The organism is Centipeda infelix ATCC 43532 (genome assembly GCF_000234095.1).
GTDB lineage: Bacteria > Bacillota > Negativicutes > Selenomonadales > Selenomonadaceae > Centipeda > Centipeda infelix.
Genome location: NZ_JH376799.1, coordinates 582429 through 597419 on the forward strand (window position 1 = coordinate 582429; position 14991 = coordinate 597419).

Here is a 14991-nt window from a genome sequence, read left to right on the forward strand (position 1 = left end):
AAGCGAGGCTTATAAAAACAGTCGCCGACTAAAAGTTCGATTATATTTCTCATTTTGGGCTTTTCATTTTGACACAGTTCGTATATAGTAAGAACACAACATTAGAAGCCAAGCGAGGGGGAACTATTATGGACGAACAGAAGACGCGTGTCCTCGTGGTTGAGGACGAGGTACGCATTGCCCGCTTCCTGCAGATGGAGTTGGAGCACGAGGGATTCGAGGCGGAGACCGAGGGCAACGGCACGCGTGCCTATGAGCGCATCATTCAGGAGAACTTCGACATAGTACTGCTCGACGTGATGCTGCCCGGCATGGACGGCATTGAGATCTGCCGCCGTGTCCGCACAGTCTCGAATGTGCCCATCATCATGCTGACCGCACGCGATGCGGTCGAGGATCGCGTGGAGGGGCTCGACATCGGCGCAGACGACTACATCACGAAGCCGTTTGCCGTACCCGAGCTGCTTGCGCGTCTCAGGAACGCGCTGCGCCGCCGTGACATCTCGACGGAGGATGCCTCCGACCGGCTCACGGTGAAGAATCTCATCATGTTCCTCTCGCGCTACGAGGTGCAGGTGGACGGCGAGACCGTCGCCCTCACAAAGCGCGAGTACGATCTGCTCGAATATCTCCTGCGCAACAAGCGCACGGTGCTGACGCGCGACCAGATCCTGCAGGAGGTATGGGGGTTCGACTACACAGGCGAGACCAATGTTGTCGATGTCTACATCCGTTACCTGCGCGCCAAGCTGGATGACCGCTTCCACAAGAAGTACATCTACACGGTGCGGGGCGTCGGGTATGTTGTCCGCGACTAACTCGCGCCTTGCCCGCTGGATCGACCGTTATTTCTACGTCCGCATTTCCACAAAGATCACGGTGCTGTACGCGGCAATCCTCTTTCTCGTACTGATTCTGTCGACGGCGATTCTGGGGATTGGCGCGTACATCTATTTCTATCGGCAGGCGGAGGTCGATCTCGACCGCAGTATACGCCATGTGATGAACAACATCGAGAACGGCTATGCGGCGGAGGCGAAGTTCTGGTTCGAGGGCCCCGTCATCCCCGGTGTCATTGTGCGGATCACGGACGATACGGGCCACGTTGTGCTCGACACGGATGCCCATTTCCCATCGCTTGAGACCATTGAGCGCGCGCGCATCAAAACGCCGATCTGGGCGAATCCCGATATGGAGGTCTCCGATTTCCAGGACAGCGCCGTCTACCACGCGCGACGGACCATCGAGTACGGCGGCATCACCTATCAGATTCACTTCCTTCGTACAATCACCACGGAAAAGGAGTTCTTCACCTCACTCCAGCGACTGCTCTTCTACACGGTCGCCGTCTGCTTCGTGCTCGCACTCCTCGCGGGGCATTTCATCAGCCGGCGTATCCTCACGCCAATCCGCGAGATCACATGGACGGCGCGCAGCATCGAGGTGGAGCAGATGGGACGGCGCCTCGACGTACCGCGTGCACGCGATGAGCTCTCCGAGCTGGCGCGCACATTCAACCGCATGCTTGACCGTCTGCAGGAGGGCTTCCGCCAGGAGCAGCGCTTTGTTTCCGATGCGTCACACGAGCTGCGCACGCCGCTGACGGTTATCCTCGGTTACTCCGATCTGCTCTCGCGTTGGGGACGCGAGGACAAGAACATCCTCGACGAGGGCATCACGGCGATCCGCTCCGAGGCGGAAAATATGCAGCAGCTCATCGAAAAACTGCTCTTCCTCGCGCGCGCCGACCAGAAACGGCAGGCAGTCAACAAGGAGGAAGTCGACTTTGCCGAGCTCCTCGCCGATACGATGGAGAAAATGCAGATGGTCACGACCTCGCACGAGGTCACACTCGGCAGGAACGATCCCGCGGTGGTCGACGGCGACCCCGTGCTCCTGCGTCAGCTGCTGCGTATCTTCCTTGAGAACAGTCTGAAATACACCCCTGCGGGCGGGCACATTCACGCCTACTCGATTCTCTCCCCCGATCACTCCGCCATCATCGTCACACTTGCGGACGACGGCATTGGGATCGCGCCCGAGCATCAGGATCGAATCTTCGACCGCTTTTACCGCGTGGACTCCTCACGTACGAAGGAGACGGGCGGCTCTGGGCTCGGCCTCTCCATCGCACGCTGGATCGCCGACCAGCACGAGATCAAGGTCATGCTGAAAAGCGCGATCGATGAGGGCACAACCATCACGCTCACAATCCCAACGATACAAGAGTAAACAACGGTTGTTATGCGAAAAGAAATGATTTCGCGTAACAACCGTTTTTATGATACAATAGGAAAAAAGAAACGAAAGGCGGATTCCTATGAAAATTCTCATTACAGGTGCAACGGGACAGCTGGGGCATGACTGCGTGGAGGAGTGCAGGGCACGTGGGCACGAGGTACACGGTGTCTCCTCGGAACTCTTCCCTCTGTCCGACGAGAACGTCATGCGTGCCGTCCTTGAGGCGACAGAACCCGACGCGATTCTCCACGCAGCGGCGTACACCGCCGTCGACCGGGCGGAGGACGAACCCTCGCTCTGCCGCAAGGTCAACGCAGCGGGCACGGAGATCCTCGCACGACTCGCACGCGAGCGGGATGCAAAGCTCCTCTACGTCAGCACGGACTACGTCTTCCCGGGCACGGGCGACACACCCCACGAGACGAACGCACTGACCGCTCCGCACAATGTCTACGGCGCATCGAAACTCGCAGGCGAGGAGGCGGTGCAGCAACACCTTGAGAAATATTTCATCGTGCGTACCTCATGGGTTTTCGGCGTACATGGAAAGAATTTCGTCAAAACCATGCTCGAACTCGCGAAAACCCACAAGAGCCTCTCCATCGTCGCCGATCAGATCGGCTCGCCCACCTATACACGTGACCTCGCGCCGCTGCTCGTGGATATGCTAGAGAGCGAGAAATACGGCATCTACCATGCGACGAACGAGGGCTTCTGCTCGTGGGCAAAGTTCGCCGCCGAGATCTTCCGTCAGGCGGGAACGGAGGTCAACGTCACCTCCGTTCCATCGCATATGTACCCGACCAAAGCCGTGCGCCCAAAGAACTCGCGCCTCAGCAAGAAATCCCTCGACGATGCGGGTTTCCACCGCCTCTCGACATGGCAGGATGCTGTGGGCAGATTCCTTGAAGAGTTGAAGACGATAAAGGAATAGCACCGTCGTTGAAAGACAATGGAACGAGCCATGCGATATGCCTGAGGAATCGCTAGTGGAGCAGTTGCTTGCGCAGCAAAGCATTCGCGCGGGACAATACACCACCATACAAGCCCTACAAATATGTATACCCTGACAAAAGAGTGACAAATATGCCCCATTCTGCTATAATGGGGCATATTTTATTCCACTAAAGGAGGAATCCATTTGCTCAGCAATATCAGCCGCAAGTACCGCGAGACAGCACTTATCAAGCTCATCGCGGTCGGACTCATCATTGGCATCGGCATCGCCCTCTACGCGCCCGCTGCCATTCCCATTGTCGCCGTGCTCGGCGATGTCTTCGTCCGTGCCCTAAAGGGTGTTGCGCCAATCCTCGTCTTCGTCCTCGTCATGAACGCGATGGCGCAGCGCACCGTCGGCTCTGGTGCGGCACTCAAACCCATCGTGCGGCTCTACGTCGTCGCAACCTTCCTCGCCTCGCTCGTCGCCGTGGCATTCTCCTTTGCCTTCCCATCGACCCTTCACCTCGTCGTCGCAGATGCAAATATCGCGCCGCCGAGCGGCATCGTCGAGGTCGTGCACAACCTCATCCTGAACGTTGTGGACAACCCGCTCCACGCCATCGCAAACGCAAACTACATCGGCATCCTCGCATGGAGCGTCCTCGCAGGAATCGCCCTGCAGAAAGCAAGCCCGACCACAAAGAACACCGTGCGTGACTTCGCCGTCGTCATGACGCAGATCGTGCTCTGGGTCATCCGTTTTGCTCCGTTCGGCATCATGGGACTTGTCGCAGATGCGGTTGGTACGAGCGGCGTGGATGCCCTCATCAGCTACCTGCAGCTTCTTGCCGTTCTACTCGGCGCATTCTTCTCCGTCGCACTCATCATGAACCCACTCATCGTCTGGGCACAGCTGCATCGCAACCCGTACCCGCTCGTCTTTACCACCCTGCGTGAGAGCGGCATCTACGCGTTCTTCACACGCAGCTCTGCGGCAAACATCCCCGTCAACCTCCAGCTCTGCAAACGTCTCGGCCTCAACCCCGAAGTCTACTCCATCTCCATCCCGCTCGGGGCAACCATCAACATGAGCGGTGCGGCGATCACCATTGCGATCCTCTCGCTTGCCGCAGCGCATACACTGAACATCCACGTCGATCTGCCGACGGCGCTCCTCCTCTGCCTCATCGCCACCGTCGGTGCATGCGGCGCGTCGGGTGTTGCGGGCGGCTCGCTGCTCCTCATCCCTGTCGCCTGCTCCTCGTTCGGCATCAGCAACGACATTGCGATGCAGGTCGTCGGCGTTGGTTTCATCATCGGTGTGCTGCAGGACTCCTGCGAGACCGCGCTCAACAGCTCCACTGATGTCCTCTTCACCGCAACGGCGGAGTTCGCCGAACGAGCGAAGGCAGGTTCGCTCACAACAGAGGATATGACCCCGAAAAACTAAATCATAGCATAGAAAAGCGGCTTCTGCACATCTGTGTAGAAGCCGCTTTTGTGATCAAGAAAAACTTCAGAGATACCGCAGTCGCCTGTTTAGCGACACACCAAGTGCACCCGCCGCAACCGCTTTGATGAGATCGCCGGGGATGTACTGGACGAGTGCCATAAACGCCGCGACAACGCCTGCAAATTTATCGCCAAACAGGATCGTCAGCCAGAGCGTTGCGATGAGGTAGGTGACGGGCACACTCACAAGAGTGCCAACAAGCGCATAGCGTGCAAAGGACGGCTCGCTTCCCTTGAGCATACTCATGAGCGTGTACGCAAGCAGAAAGCCGATAAAGAATCCGCCGCGCGGTCCGAAGATGATGCCGAGTCCGCCAACGCCGCCCGCGAATACGGGCAGCCCAACGGCACCGATCACGGTGTACCCCACGAGGACGACCGCCGTCTGGCGCGGTGTTAAGACAAGCGCGGCAAGGCACATGACGAAGGTCTGCATCGTGAGCGGTGCCATAAACGGCACGGGAATCGCAATGTATGCGCTCACACAGATCAGCGCAATGCAGAGTGCCATGCGTGTTGTATTGCGTACGGAAAAGAATTTATCATCGCGTGTTTTCATTAAAATCGCTCCTTTTCGTTGGTATTTTACAGCGAATGGAGAGATTCGTCAACTTGTTTTATAAAATCGGTAGACATCACTCGACGAGGAAGTCCTTGCTGACAAAACAAATGTTTCTATGCTATACTCTAGATGTTGCTTCCCCCATACTGGCAACAGAAAGGGGGTCGTCCACATGGAGATATTCATGTCATTCCTAGTCTCTGTCGCGGCAAGTGTTGTATCCTACTTCATTTGCAAATGGTTGGACAGAGATACTAAGTAGGAGCAACCAACCTAAGGTCTAAGCCACCTTAAAAACGGAATAGAAAAACCGGCAGTCGCACCTGCCGGTTTTTCGTGTCGCCCTGGAAAATATTCATGTCATTTTCCCTAGGAACAGTATAGCACTTCTACAATCAAGTTGCAACCACTCAGTTCGTCAGCTGCTCCAGCCGCGAGAGGTCAACCTCTTCGTGTACCTCTTCGACGATCTCTTCCTCCTCGGCCTCTTCCACAACCTGCGGCGCAAAATCCACGATCTCCAGGTTGCGGTAGCGGGTCATGCCCGTACCTGCAGGGATGAGCTTGCCGATGATGACGTTCTCCTTCAGGCCGACAAGCGGGTCGATCTTCCCCTTGATCGCGGCGTCGGTAAGGACGCGCGTGGTCTCCTGGAAGGAAGCCGCCGAGAGGAAGGAGTCCGTCGCGAGCGATGCCTTCGTGATGCCGAGCAGAATCGGTTTCGCCACAGCGGGCTCGCCGTCCTCCTCAATCGCCTTTGTATTCGCTGCCTCAAACGCGTTGATCTCGATGTACTCGCCGGGCAGGAAGTCGGTTGTCCCCGACTCCTCGATCTTGACCTTGTGCAGCATCTGCCGCACCATGACCTCGATGTGCTTGTCGTTGATCTCAACGCCCTGTGACTTGTAGACCTTCTGCACCTCGTAGACGAGGTAACGCTGAGTTGCCTGCAGACCGCAAACGCGCAGGATGTCGTGCGGATTGACCGAGCCCTCGGTGATCTTGTCGCCGATCTTCAGCTCCATTCCGTCGCGCACTGCCATGCGTGCACCGAACGGTACGGAGTACTCGCGCGGCACGCCGCCCTCGGGCGTGATCGTGACCGTGCGCATCCCCTTGCCGGTGTCGTCGATGGCGACAACTCCCTCGTTCTCAGCAATGATCGCATTGTGCTTGGGCTTGCGTGCCTCAAAGAGCTCCTCGACGCGCGGCAGACCCTGCGTGATATCGTCGCCCGCAACACCGCCCGAGTGGAACGTACGCATCGTGAGCTGTGTCCCCGGCTCGCCGATGGACTGTGCGGCGATGATGCCGACCGCCTCGCCGATCTCGACCTCCGCCTGGTTGGCAAGATCGCGGCCGTAACACTTCATGCAGACACCAAACTGCGATTTGCAAGTCAGGACGCTGCGGATGGAGACGCGCTTACGCACACCCTCGATGCGCTTTGCCAGAGCCTCGTCCACTGGATCGTTGATACGGGCGATGGTCTCACCCGTCGCCTCGTCCACAATGTCCTCCGCGAGCACACGACCGACGATGCGGTCGGCAAGCGACTCGATGACACCCGTGCCCTCGGTGATTGCCTCGACCTCGATGCCACGCACGTTGTTGTTGCGAATGTGGAGCTCGTGCAGCTCCGAGTCGATGATGGTCTCCACCATCTTGTCCGTGAGGAAATCTCCCTCGGCGGCGAGCACCGTACCATCGTCCCCGACAGCCTCGCGCACGACCTCCTTGCCGCTGAGTTCGCGGACAATCGCCGCGCGTGCCTTCTTGCGCTTCTTCGCATCCGGCTCACCAAGCGTGATGCTCTCCGTGACCATCGCATTGCTGACAGCGCCCTCTACATTCACGGAGGAGCCGCGCACCATGATCTCACGGATATCGCGCTCGCCGATAGTCTCAAGGACCTCATCGTCGAGAACCGTATCCTGCGGATAGAGCACATCCTTCGTCTCGGGATCGTAGATCGCCGCAGCGAGAAGCCGTCCCATTAGACTTTCAACAAGGAGTTCGAGCGCGTCAAATGCAGACTCCGCGAGGCGCGCACGCACCTGCAGGAGGTTGATCGCGGAGACATCACAGTCCTCCTCGCGGACGATGACATCCTGTGCCACGTCGACGAGACGGCGTGTCAGATAGCCCGAGTCCGCCGTACGGAGCGCCGTATCGGCAAGGCCCTTGCGCGCGCCGTGCGAGGAGATAAAGTAATCTGAAACGGTGAGCCCCTCGCGGAAATTCGCTGTGATCGGCAGGTCGATGATCTTACCCGACGGATCCGCCATCAGGCCGCGCATCCCCGCGAGCTGGCGCATCTGCTGCTTGTTGCCGCGTGCGCCCGAGTCTGCCATCATAAAGATGGGGTTGAACGGATCCATGTTGTCCATCATCGCATCCGCGACATCGTCCGTCGCCTTCGTCCAGAGCTGAACGACCTTTTTGTAGCGTTCATCCTCTGTGATCAGACCACGTCCGAACTGACGCTCGACCTTGTTGACCTGCCCCTGCGTGTTTGCGATGATTTCCTTCTTCTTTGGCGGGACGATGACATCGGAGACGGCGACCGTCATGCCCGCAATGCAGGCGTAGTGGTAGCCGAGATTTTTCACATTGTCAATGACCTCGGCGGTCTTGGTTGCGCCGAAATGATCGTAGCAGTTTGCAACAAGCTTGCCGAGTTCCTTCTTGTTCATGAGAACGCCGAGGCTCCACTCGCCCGTTGTCTCGTCCTGATGGTAGTGGCGGAGCTCCTCGGGCAGAATCTCACTGAAAATGAGACGACCGAGCGAGCTGCGAACCAGTCCGTAGCCCGCAACCTGCACGCGAATCTCCGCCTGCAGATCGAGCACTTTCTCCTGATAGGCGAGCAGTGCCTCTGCAATCCCCGTGAACACCTTGCCCTCGCCCTTCGCACCGGGGCGCACCTTCGTGAGGTAGTATGAGCCGAGCACCATGTCCTGCGAGGGCACGATGATGGGCTTGCCGTCCTTCGGCGCGAGGATATGGTTCGCCGCGAGCATGAGCACGCGCGCCTCGGTCTGCGCCTCTGCCGACAGCGGCAGATGGATCGCCATCTGGTCGCCGTCAAAGTCCGCGTTGTACGCCGTACACGCGAGCGGATGCAGCTTCAGCGCACGCCCCTCGGTGAGAACAGGCTCGAATGCCTGAATGCCGAGACGATGGAGCGTCGGTGCACGGTTGAGCAGCACGGGATGCTCCTTGATGACGTCCTCCAGCACGTCCCAGACCTCGGGACGTGCACGCTCGACCATGCGCTTTGCCGACTTGATGTTGTGCGCCGCACCATCCGCCTGGAGTTTCTTCATGACGAACGGCTTGAAGAGCTCCAGTGCCATCTCCTTCGGCAAACCACACTGATGGAGTTTCAGCTCCGGACCGACAACGATAACGGAACGCCCCGAGTAGTCGACGCGCTTGCCGAGCAGGTTCTGACGGAAGCGCCCCTGCTTGCCCTTGAGCATATCCGAAAGTGACTTGAGCGCACGGTTGCCGGGGCCCGTGACGGGGCGGCCGCGGCGGCCGTTGTCAATCAGTGCGTCTACTGCCTCCTGCAGCATGCGCTTCTCGTTGCGCACGATGATGTCGGGCGCACCGAGATCGAGCAGACGGCGCAGGCGGTTGTTGCGGTTGATGACGCGGCGATAGAGATCGTTGAGATCAGAAGTCGCAAAGCGTCCGCCGTCGAGCTGCACCATCGGGCGCAGATCGGGCGGGATCACCGGAACGACATCCATAATCATCCACGAGGGCTTGTTGCCGGACTTGCGGAATGCCTCCACCACCTCAAGGCGGCGGATCGCACGTACCTTCTTCTGTCCGGAGGTCGTGCGCACATCGTTTCTGAGCTGCTCGCTCATCTGCTCGAGATCGAGTTCTTCGAGCAGCTCCTTGATCGCCTCCGCGCCCATGCCGACGCGGAACGTATTGCCATACTTTTCGAGCGCATCGTGATACTCGCGCTCGGAGAGCAGTTCCTTCTTCTTGAGATCCGTCTCGCCCGGATCAATGACGATGTAGTAGGCGAAATAGAGGACTTTTTCGAGCGAACGCGGAGACACATCGAGGATGAGCCCCATGCGGCTCGGAATGCCCTTAAAGTACCAGATGTGCGAGACAGGCGCAGCAAGTTCGATATGCCCCATGCGCTCACGGCGCACCTTCGCACGCGTCACCTCGACGCCGCAGCGGTCGCAGACAACGCCCTTGTAGCGGATGCGCTTGTACTTGCCGCAGTGGCACTCCCAGTCACGCGTCGGACCAAAGATCCGCTCGCAGAAGAGACCGTCTCGCTCGGGCTTGAGCGTACGGTAGTTGATGGTCTCGGGCTTCTTTACCTCGCCGTGCGACCACGCACGAATTTTATCGGGGGAAGCGAGTCCAATCCGCATTGAGTCAAAATTGTTTACATCCAGCAACAGATGCCACTCCCTTCCTTAAACATCCTCATTCGGCTCATCGATACTGTCGAGCCCGCCCCGCATCAGGGAATCCATATCATCGACCGCCTCATCATCGCTGTCGATGTGCGCGATGATATCATCGTCCGAGACATCCTCTGCGCCCTCATCCTCGTCATCGTAGGAGTCTGCGGGCGGCGGGGGCGGCGTACCGCTCTCATCGACGCCCTCGACATCGAGCTCAAGCGAGCGTGCCTTCTCCCCGATGTCCTCGTCCTCCTCGTCGCGGATCGCGATTTCCTTCGCATCCTCGTTGAGCACCTTGATATCGAGGCCGATTGCCTGCAGCTCCTTGATGAGCACCTTGAACGACTCGGGCACACCAGGCTCTGGGATATTGTCGCCCTTGACGATGGACTCATACGCCTTGACACGCCCGACCACGTCGTCGGATTTCACCGTCAGGATCTCCTGCAGTGTATACGCCGCGCCGTACGCCTCAAGCGCCCAGACCTCCATCTCGCCAAAACGCTGTCCACCGAACTGCGCCTTGCCGCCCAGAGGCTGCTGCGTAACGAGCGAATACGGCCCCGTGGAGCGTGCATGGATTTTATCATCAACGAGGTGATGCAGCTTCAGCATATAGACACAGCCAACCGTGACGCGGTTTTCGAACGGCTCGCCCGTGCGCCCGTCATAGAGCACCGTCTTGCCGTCGTCGGGCAGCCCCGCCGCGCGGATTGTACCGAATACATCATCATCACTTGCGCCGTCAAAAACCGGTGTTGCGATATGGATACCCGCCACGTCGGGCACAGGCATCCCGTTTGCATCAAAATTGTAACCCGCCGCACGGAGGTCGCCCTCCACCGTCGGGTCGCCCTCCTTGATGCGCTGACCGAGCACACGGCATGCCATGCCGAGGTGCGTCTCGAGCACCTGCCCGATGTTCATACGCGACGGCACGCCGAGCGGGTTCAGCACGATGTCGACGGGCGTACCGTCCGGCAGGAACGGCATGTCCTCCTGACGCATGATGCGCGAGACGACACCCTTGTTGCCGTGGCGGCCCGACATCTTGTCGCCGACCGAGATCTTGCGCTTCTGCGCGATGTAGACGCGCACGAGACGGTTCACGCCCGGCGGCAGTTCATCGTTGTTTTCACGGGTAAAGATCTTCACATCGATGATCTTGCCCGCCTCGCCGTGCGGCACGCGCAGCGAGGTGTCGCGCACCTCACGCGCCTTCTCGCCGAAGATCGCACGCAGGAGGCGCTCCTCCGCGGTCAGCTCCGTCTCGCCCTTCGGCGTGACCTTGCCGACGAGGATGTCGCCTGGGCGCACATCCGCGCCAATGGAGACAATGCCCTCTTCGTCGAGATCCTTGAGCGCGTCCTCCGCGACGTTCGGGATGTCGCGCGTAATCTCCTCGGGACCGAGCTTCGTGTCACGCGCATCACACTCGTACTCTTCAATGTGGATCGAGGTGTAGAGATCGCGCTTGACGAGATTCTCACTGAGGAGAATCGCGTCCTCGTAGTTGTAACCCTCCCACGGCATATAGGCAACGATGATATTGTAGCCGAGGGCGAGCTCGCCGCTGTCAGTCGACGGACCGTCGGCGATGGGCTGCCCCTCCGTTACACGATCGCCCGCATAGACGAGCGGCTTCTGATTGATGCACGTCGCCTGGTTCGAGCGGACAAACTTCTGCAATTTATAGTTGTCGAATGCGCCCTCATCCGTGCGGACGGTAATCGCATTCGCCGTGACTTCCGTGACCTCGCCGCTGTGCTTTGCGAGCACCATGACGCCCGAGTCACACGCAGCCTTGTACTCCATGCCCGTGCCGACAAGCGGAGCCTGCGTCTTGAGCAGGGGCACCGCCTGGCGCTGCATGTTCGCGCCCATGAGTGCACGGTTCGCGTCATCGTTCTCCAGGAACGGGATCATCGCCGTTGCGATCGAGAAGACCTGACGCGGCGACACGTCCATATAGTCGACGCGGTCGCGCGGGTGCAGCCCCGTTTCCTCGTGGCAGCGTGCCGTGACGCGCTCGTTGACAAAGAACTCATTTTCATCGAGCGGCTCGTTCGCCTGCGCGATGATGAGCTCGTCCTCCTCGTCCGCCGTCAGATAGCGCACATCATCCGTCACGCGGCGATGTTCCTTGTCCACGCGACGGTACGGGGTCTCCATAAAACCGAACTGATTCACGCGTGCATAGTTCGCAAGCGAGCCGATCAGACCGATGTTCGGGCCTTCGGGGGACTCGACCGGGCACATACGACCGTAGTGAGAGTTGTGCACGTCGCGCACCTCGAAGCCCGCGCGCTCGCGCGAGAGCCCGCCGGGACCGAGTGCCGAGAGACGGCGCTTGTGCGTCAGCTCCGAGAGCGGGTTGTGCTGATCCATGAACTGCGAGAGCTGTGAAGAGCCAAAGAACTCCTTCACCGCCGCCACCACGGGACGGATATTGATGAGCCCCTGCGGCGTGATGCTATCCGTCTCCTGGATTGACATGCGCTCGCGCACGACGCGCTCCATGCGCGAAAGGCCGATGCGGAACTGGTTCTGCAGCAGCTCTCCGACCGCACGCACGCGGCGGTTGCCGAGGTGGTCGATATCGTCCGTATTGCCGAAGCCATCCATGAGGCCGAGCAGATAGCTGATCGCCGCCATGATATCCTCGCGCGTCACCGTGCGGAACTGATAGTCCCGCGTCGGCGCACAAAGCATACGGTGGATCTCGCCATCCGCTTTCTGCACATCAAAGGCAACGAGTTCGCCCTCGCCGAAGAGCGCCGTTTCGCGCTCCGCGCTGACCGCCTCCACCATATCCTGTGTGATCGCCTCACCCGCAGGAAAGACAATCTCGCCCGTCTCTTTGTCAACAACAGGGTTTGCCAGCACCTTGCCGAGCAGACGACGTCGCCAGCCAAGTTTTTTCGTCAGCTTGTAGCGGCCGACTGTCGCCAGATCATAGCGGCGCGGGTCAAAGAACAGCGTCTCAAGCAGCGTCCGCGCATTGTCCTCGTTCGCGGGCTCACCGGGGCGCAGACGACGGTAGATCTCAATGACCGCCTTGCTGCGTGTCTTGACTTCGTCCGTATCGCGCTCAATCGTTGCGAGGACATGTGAATCATCGCCGAAGAGCGCACGGATCTCATCGTCCGTCTCATAGCCGAGCGCACGAATGAGATAGGTCACGGGCATCTTGCGCGTACGGTCGATGCGCACGGATACCACATCGTTCGCGTCCGTCTCAAGCTCGATCCACGCGCCGCGGTTCGGGATCATCGTCGCGTTGTAGAGCTCCTTGCCCGTCGTGTCGATCTCGACCCCGTAGTACGTGCCGGGCGAGCGCACGAGCTGGCTGACGATGACGCGCTCCGCACCATTTATAATGAAGGTTCCCGTATCTGTCATGAGCGGGAAATCGCCCATGAAGACCTCCTGCTCCTTGATCTCGCCCGTCTCGCGGTTCACGAGACGCACATTCACGCGCAGGGGTGCGGCATAGGTCACATCGCGTTCCTTGCACTCGTCGAGATCGTACTTCGGTTCGCCAAGCGCAAATGATTCAAACGAGAGGATGAGATTCCCCGAGAAATCCTGAATAGGCGAGATGTCACGGAAGATCTCCGCGAGCCCCACCTCCAAAAACCACTGATAGCTCGTGCGCTGGATATCGAGGAGATGCGGCATCTCCATAACTTCCTTGATACGCGCGTAGCTATACCTGGTGCGACGGCCGACCGACACAGGATTGAACATGAACGCTGTCACCCTTTCGCTGGATTATCGTATGGAGGTGTGCACCAAATAAAGACACAAAAAGAACAAGGCAACCATCCGAATACCTTGCTCCATGATCCTTTCTAACACGAGCCGCGAAGGCTGCGGAATCACCGATAAAGCCTGCACCATTCCGGCAGTATTTTATCCGTGCCTCCCTCATCCTCCCCGAAAAAGGCGCACAAATCCCCATTCTTATTCAATAGGTCATTGTATGATACTACATCCTAATTTCCGTGTCAAGAAAAATTTTCATCGTATGAGTTTTTTCGTTCAAAAACCGCATGACTTTGCCATGCGGTTCAAAGCAGCACATTGCTCACGTGTATTTATTTCTCTTGTAGAATCAGCTGCGTTTTTTAGTCTTTATTGCTGCAAGGATGAAAACTATGCCAAAAAGAAATGACAAGCCGCCCCAAATCGGCAGATCCTTATAATGTGTCCCCTGCCCCACCGTAAACAGAGCACCAAGCCAATAGAAAATTGCCGGAGATACGATTCCAAATTTAGCGCGGACATTTCGTGTGCAGACTGCTGCGATTCCTGCAATGAGCAACATGAACGCCAAAAGCCCCCCTGCCAATCGTCCATCTTGCAAAAGCCGCCGTGCTCATGTAAAATATAATGGAATCGGTATCATTTGAATTTATAGGAGGTATCTTATGTTTCTGACACGATGCACACGCACGATGCGCACCGTCCTCGCTGCGGCGATGCTGGGCATACTCGCACTCACAAGCGGCTGTTTCAGCGGTGATGTGAATGTCGTCATCAACGAGGACGGCAGTGCCGACCTCAAGACGACTCTCGTCAGCGTGCCGATGCTCGCCGAGATCGTCGAGCAGAGCAAGACAGCAACGACAGCGAAGAATCCGGACGCGCAGGTCACACCCGTGACGAAGGAAAATATGTCGGGCTACGAGATCACGGAGCACTACGCCACGATCGACAAGCTGTCGGAAAATGACTTCTTCAAGGCGAACGAGGGCAAGAACACGGGCATCACCGCGAACAAGAGCCTGTTCTACACGGACTACAACTTCGACCTGCTCTTTGAGGGCAGCCAGAACGGCGGCGGCGCAGGCGCATTCGCGAGCAATATCACGTTCACCTATCAGATGACGCTGCCCGTCGCACCCACGAGTTCAAACGCTGACCGCACGGAGAACGACGGCAAGCAGCTCACATGGAATCTCGGCAAGACGCTCGTGACGGGCGAGTCGTCGAAGATTGAGGTCGCGTTCCGCCTCTGGAACAAGACGGCGATCATCGGCACCGTCATCCTCGTCATCGTCCTGATCGGCGCAGGCGCATTCTTCATTCTCCGCAAGCGCAAGCCCGAGGAGGAGCAGCAGGTACTCGAGGACGCACCCATCGACATCACACCGAACGATAAGAACTAAAAAGGTACAATAGGGCTGTTGCACGAAGCTAAAAAACTTCGTGCAACAGCCCCTTGCTATTATGTCAGCGATATCGCTGCAAGCGCCCCTTCCACCGCTTACGCGGTCCCCCTCC

9 protein-coding genes are annotated in these 14991 nt (G+C 58.4%); 5 read left to right on the plus strand and 4 right to left on the minus strand.

The genetic code is table 11. The features are described 5' to 3' along the window. The first annotated feature begins 128 nt into the window (after positions 1 to 128). From HMPREF9334_RS08820 to sstT, 4 genes are all read left to right on the plus strand, one after another. Positions 129 to 818: a response regulator transcription factor gene (locus tag HMPREF9334_RS08820; protein WP_006693124.1), complete on the plus strand. Its 690-nt coding sequence runs from the start codon at positions 129 to 131 to the stop codon at positions 816 to 818. Beyond that, positions 802 to 2232, plus strand: a complete 1431-nt coding sequence (locus HMPREF9334_RS08825) for a sensor histidine kinase (RefSeq protein ID WP_006693125.1) — start codon at positions 802 to 804, stop codon at positions 2230 to 2232. The genes HMPREF9334_RS08820 and HMPREF9334_RS08825 overlap by 17 nt, the downstream gene beginning before the upstream one ends. Before the next feature lie 88 nt (positions 2233 to 2320). Continuing rightward, positions 2321 to 3175: a dTDP-4-dehydrorhamnose reductase gene (gene rfbD / locus HMPREF9334_RS08830; RefSeq protein WP_006693126.1), complete on the plus strand. Its 855-nt coding sequence runs from the start codon at positions 2321 to 2323 to the stop codon at positions 3173 to 3175. 207 nt (positions 3176 to 3382) lie between these two features. Next, the gene (sstT, locus tag HMPREF9334_RS08835; protein WP_006693127.1) at positions 3383 to 4630 is read left to right on the plus strand and encodes a serine/threonine transporter SstT; all 1248 of its coding nucleotides are present in this window, start codon (positions 3383 to 3385) and stop codon (positions 4628 to 4630) included. A 66-nt stretch (positions 4631 to 4696) separates the two neighbouring features. On the opposite strand, the gene HMPREF9334_RS08840 is transcribed toward sstT, so the two are convergent. From HMPREF9334_RS08840 to HMPREF9334_RS08855, 4 genes are all read right to left on the minus strand, one after another. Then, positions 4697 to 5251 (minus strand): biotin transporter BioY, encoded by a 555-nt coding sequence (locus HMPREF9334_RS08840; RefSeq protein ID WP_006693128.1) that lies wholly within the window; start codon positions 5249 to 5251, stop codon positions 4697 to 4699. 413 nt (positions 5252 to 5664) lie between these two features. After that, positions 5665 to 9666 carry a DNA-directed RNA polymerase subunit beta' gene (rpoC, locus tag HMPREF9334_RS08845; protein ID WP_006693129.1) on the minus strand — a complete coding sequence of 1334 codons (4002 nt, stop codon included), beginning with the start codon at positions 9664 to 9666 and terminating at the stop codon, positions 5665 to 5667. Between the two features lie 45 nt (positions 9667 to 9711). Then, a complete protein-coding gene (gene rpoB / locus HMPREF9334_RS08850) occupies positions 9712 to 13452 on the minus strand; it encodes a DNA-directed RNA polymerase subunit beta (protein ID WP_006693130.1) in 3741 nt (1246 codons plus the stop codon). A 367-nt stretch (positions 13453 to 13819) separates the two neighbouring features. Then, a complete protein-coding gene (locus HMPREF9334_RS08855; RefSeq protein WP_156792922.1) occupies positions 13820 to 14032 on the minus strand; it encodes a hypothetical protein in 213 nt (70 codons plus the stop codon). A gap of 103 nt (positions 14033 to 14135) precedes the next feature. On the opposite strand from HMPREF9334_RS08855, the gene HMPREF9334_RS08860 reads away from it, so the two are divergent. Further along, positions 14136 to 14876: a hypothetical protein gene (locus HMPREF9334_RS08860; protein ID WP_039957448.1), complete on the plus strand. Its 741-nt coding sequence runs from the start codon at positions 14136 to 14138 to the stop codon at positions 14874 to 14876. Positions 14877 to 14991 lie beyond the last annotated feature (115 nt).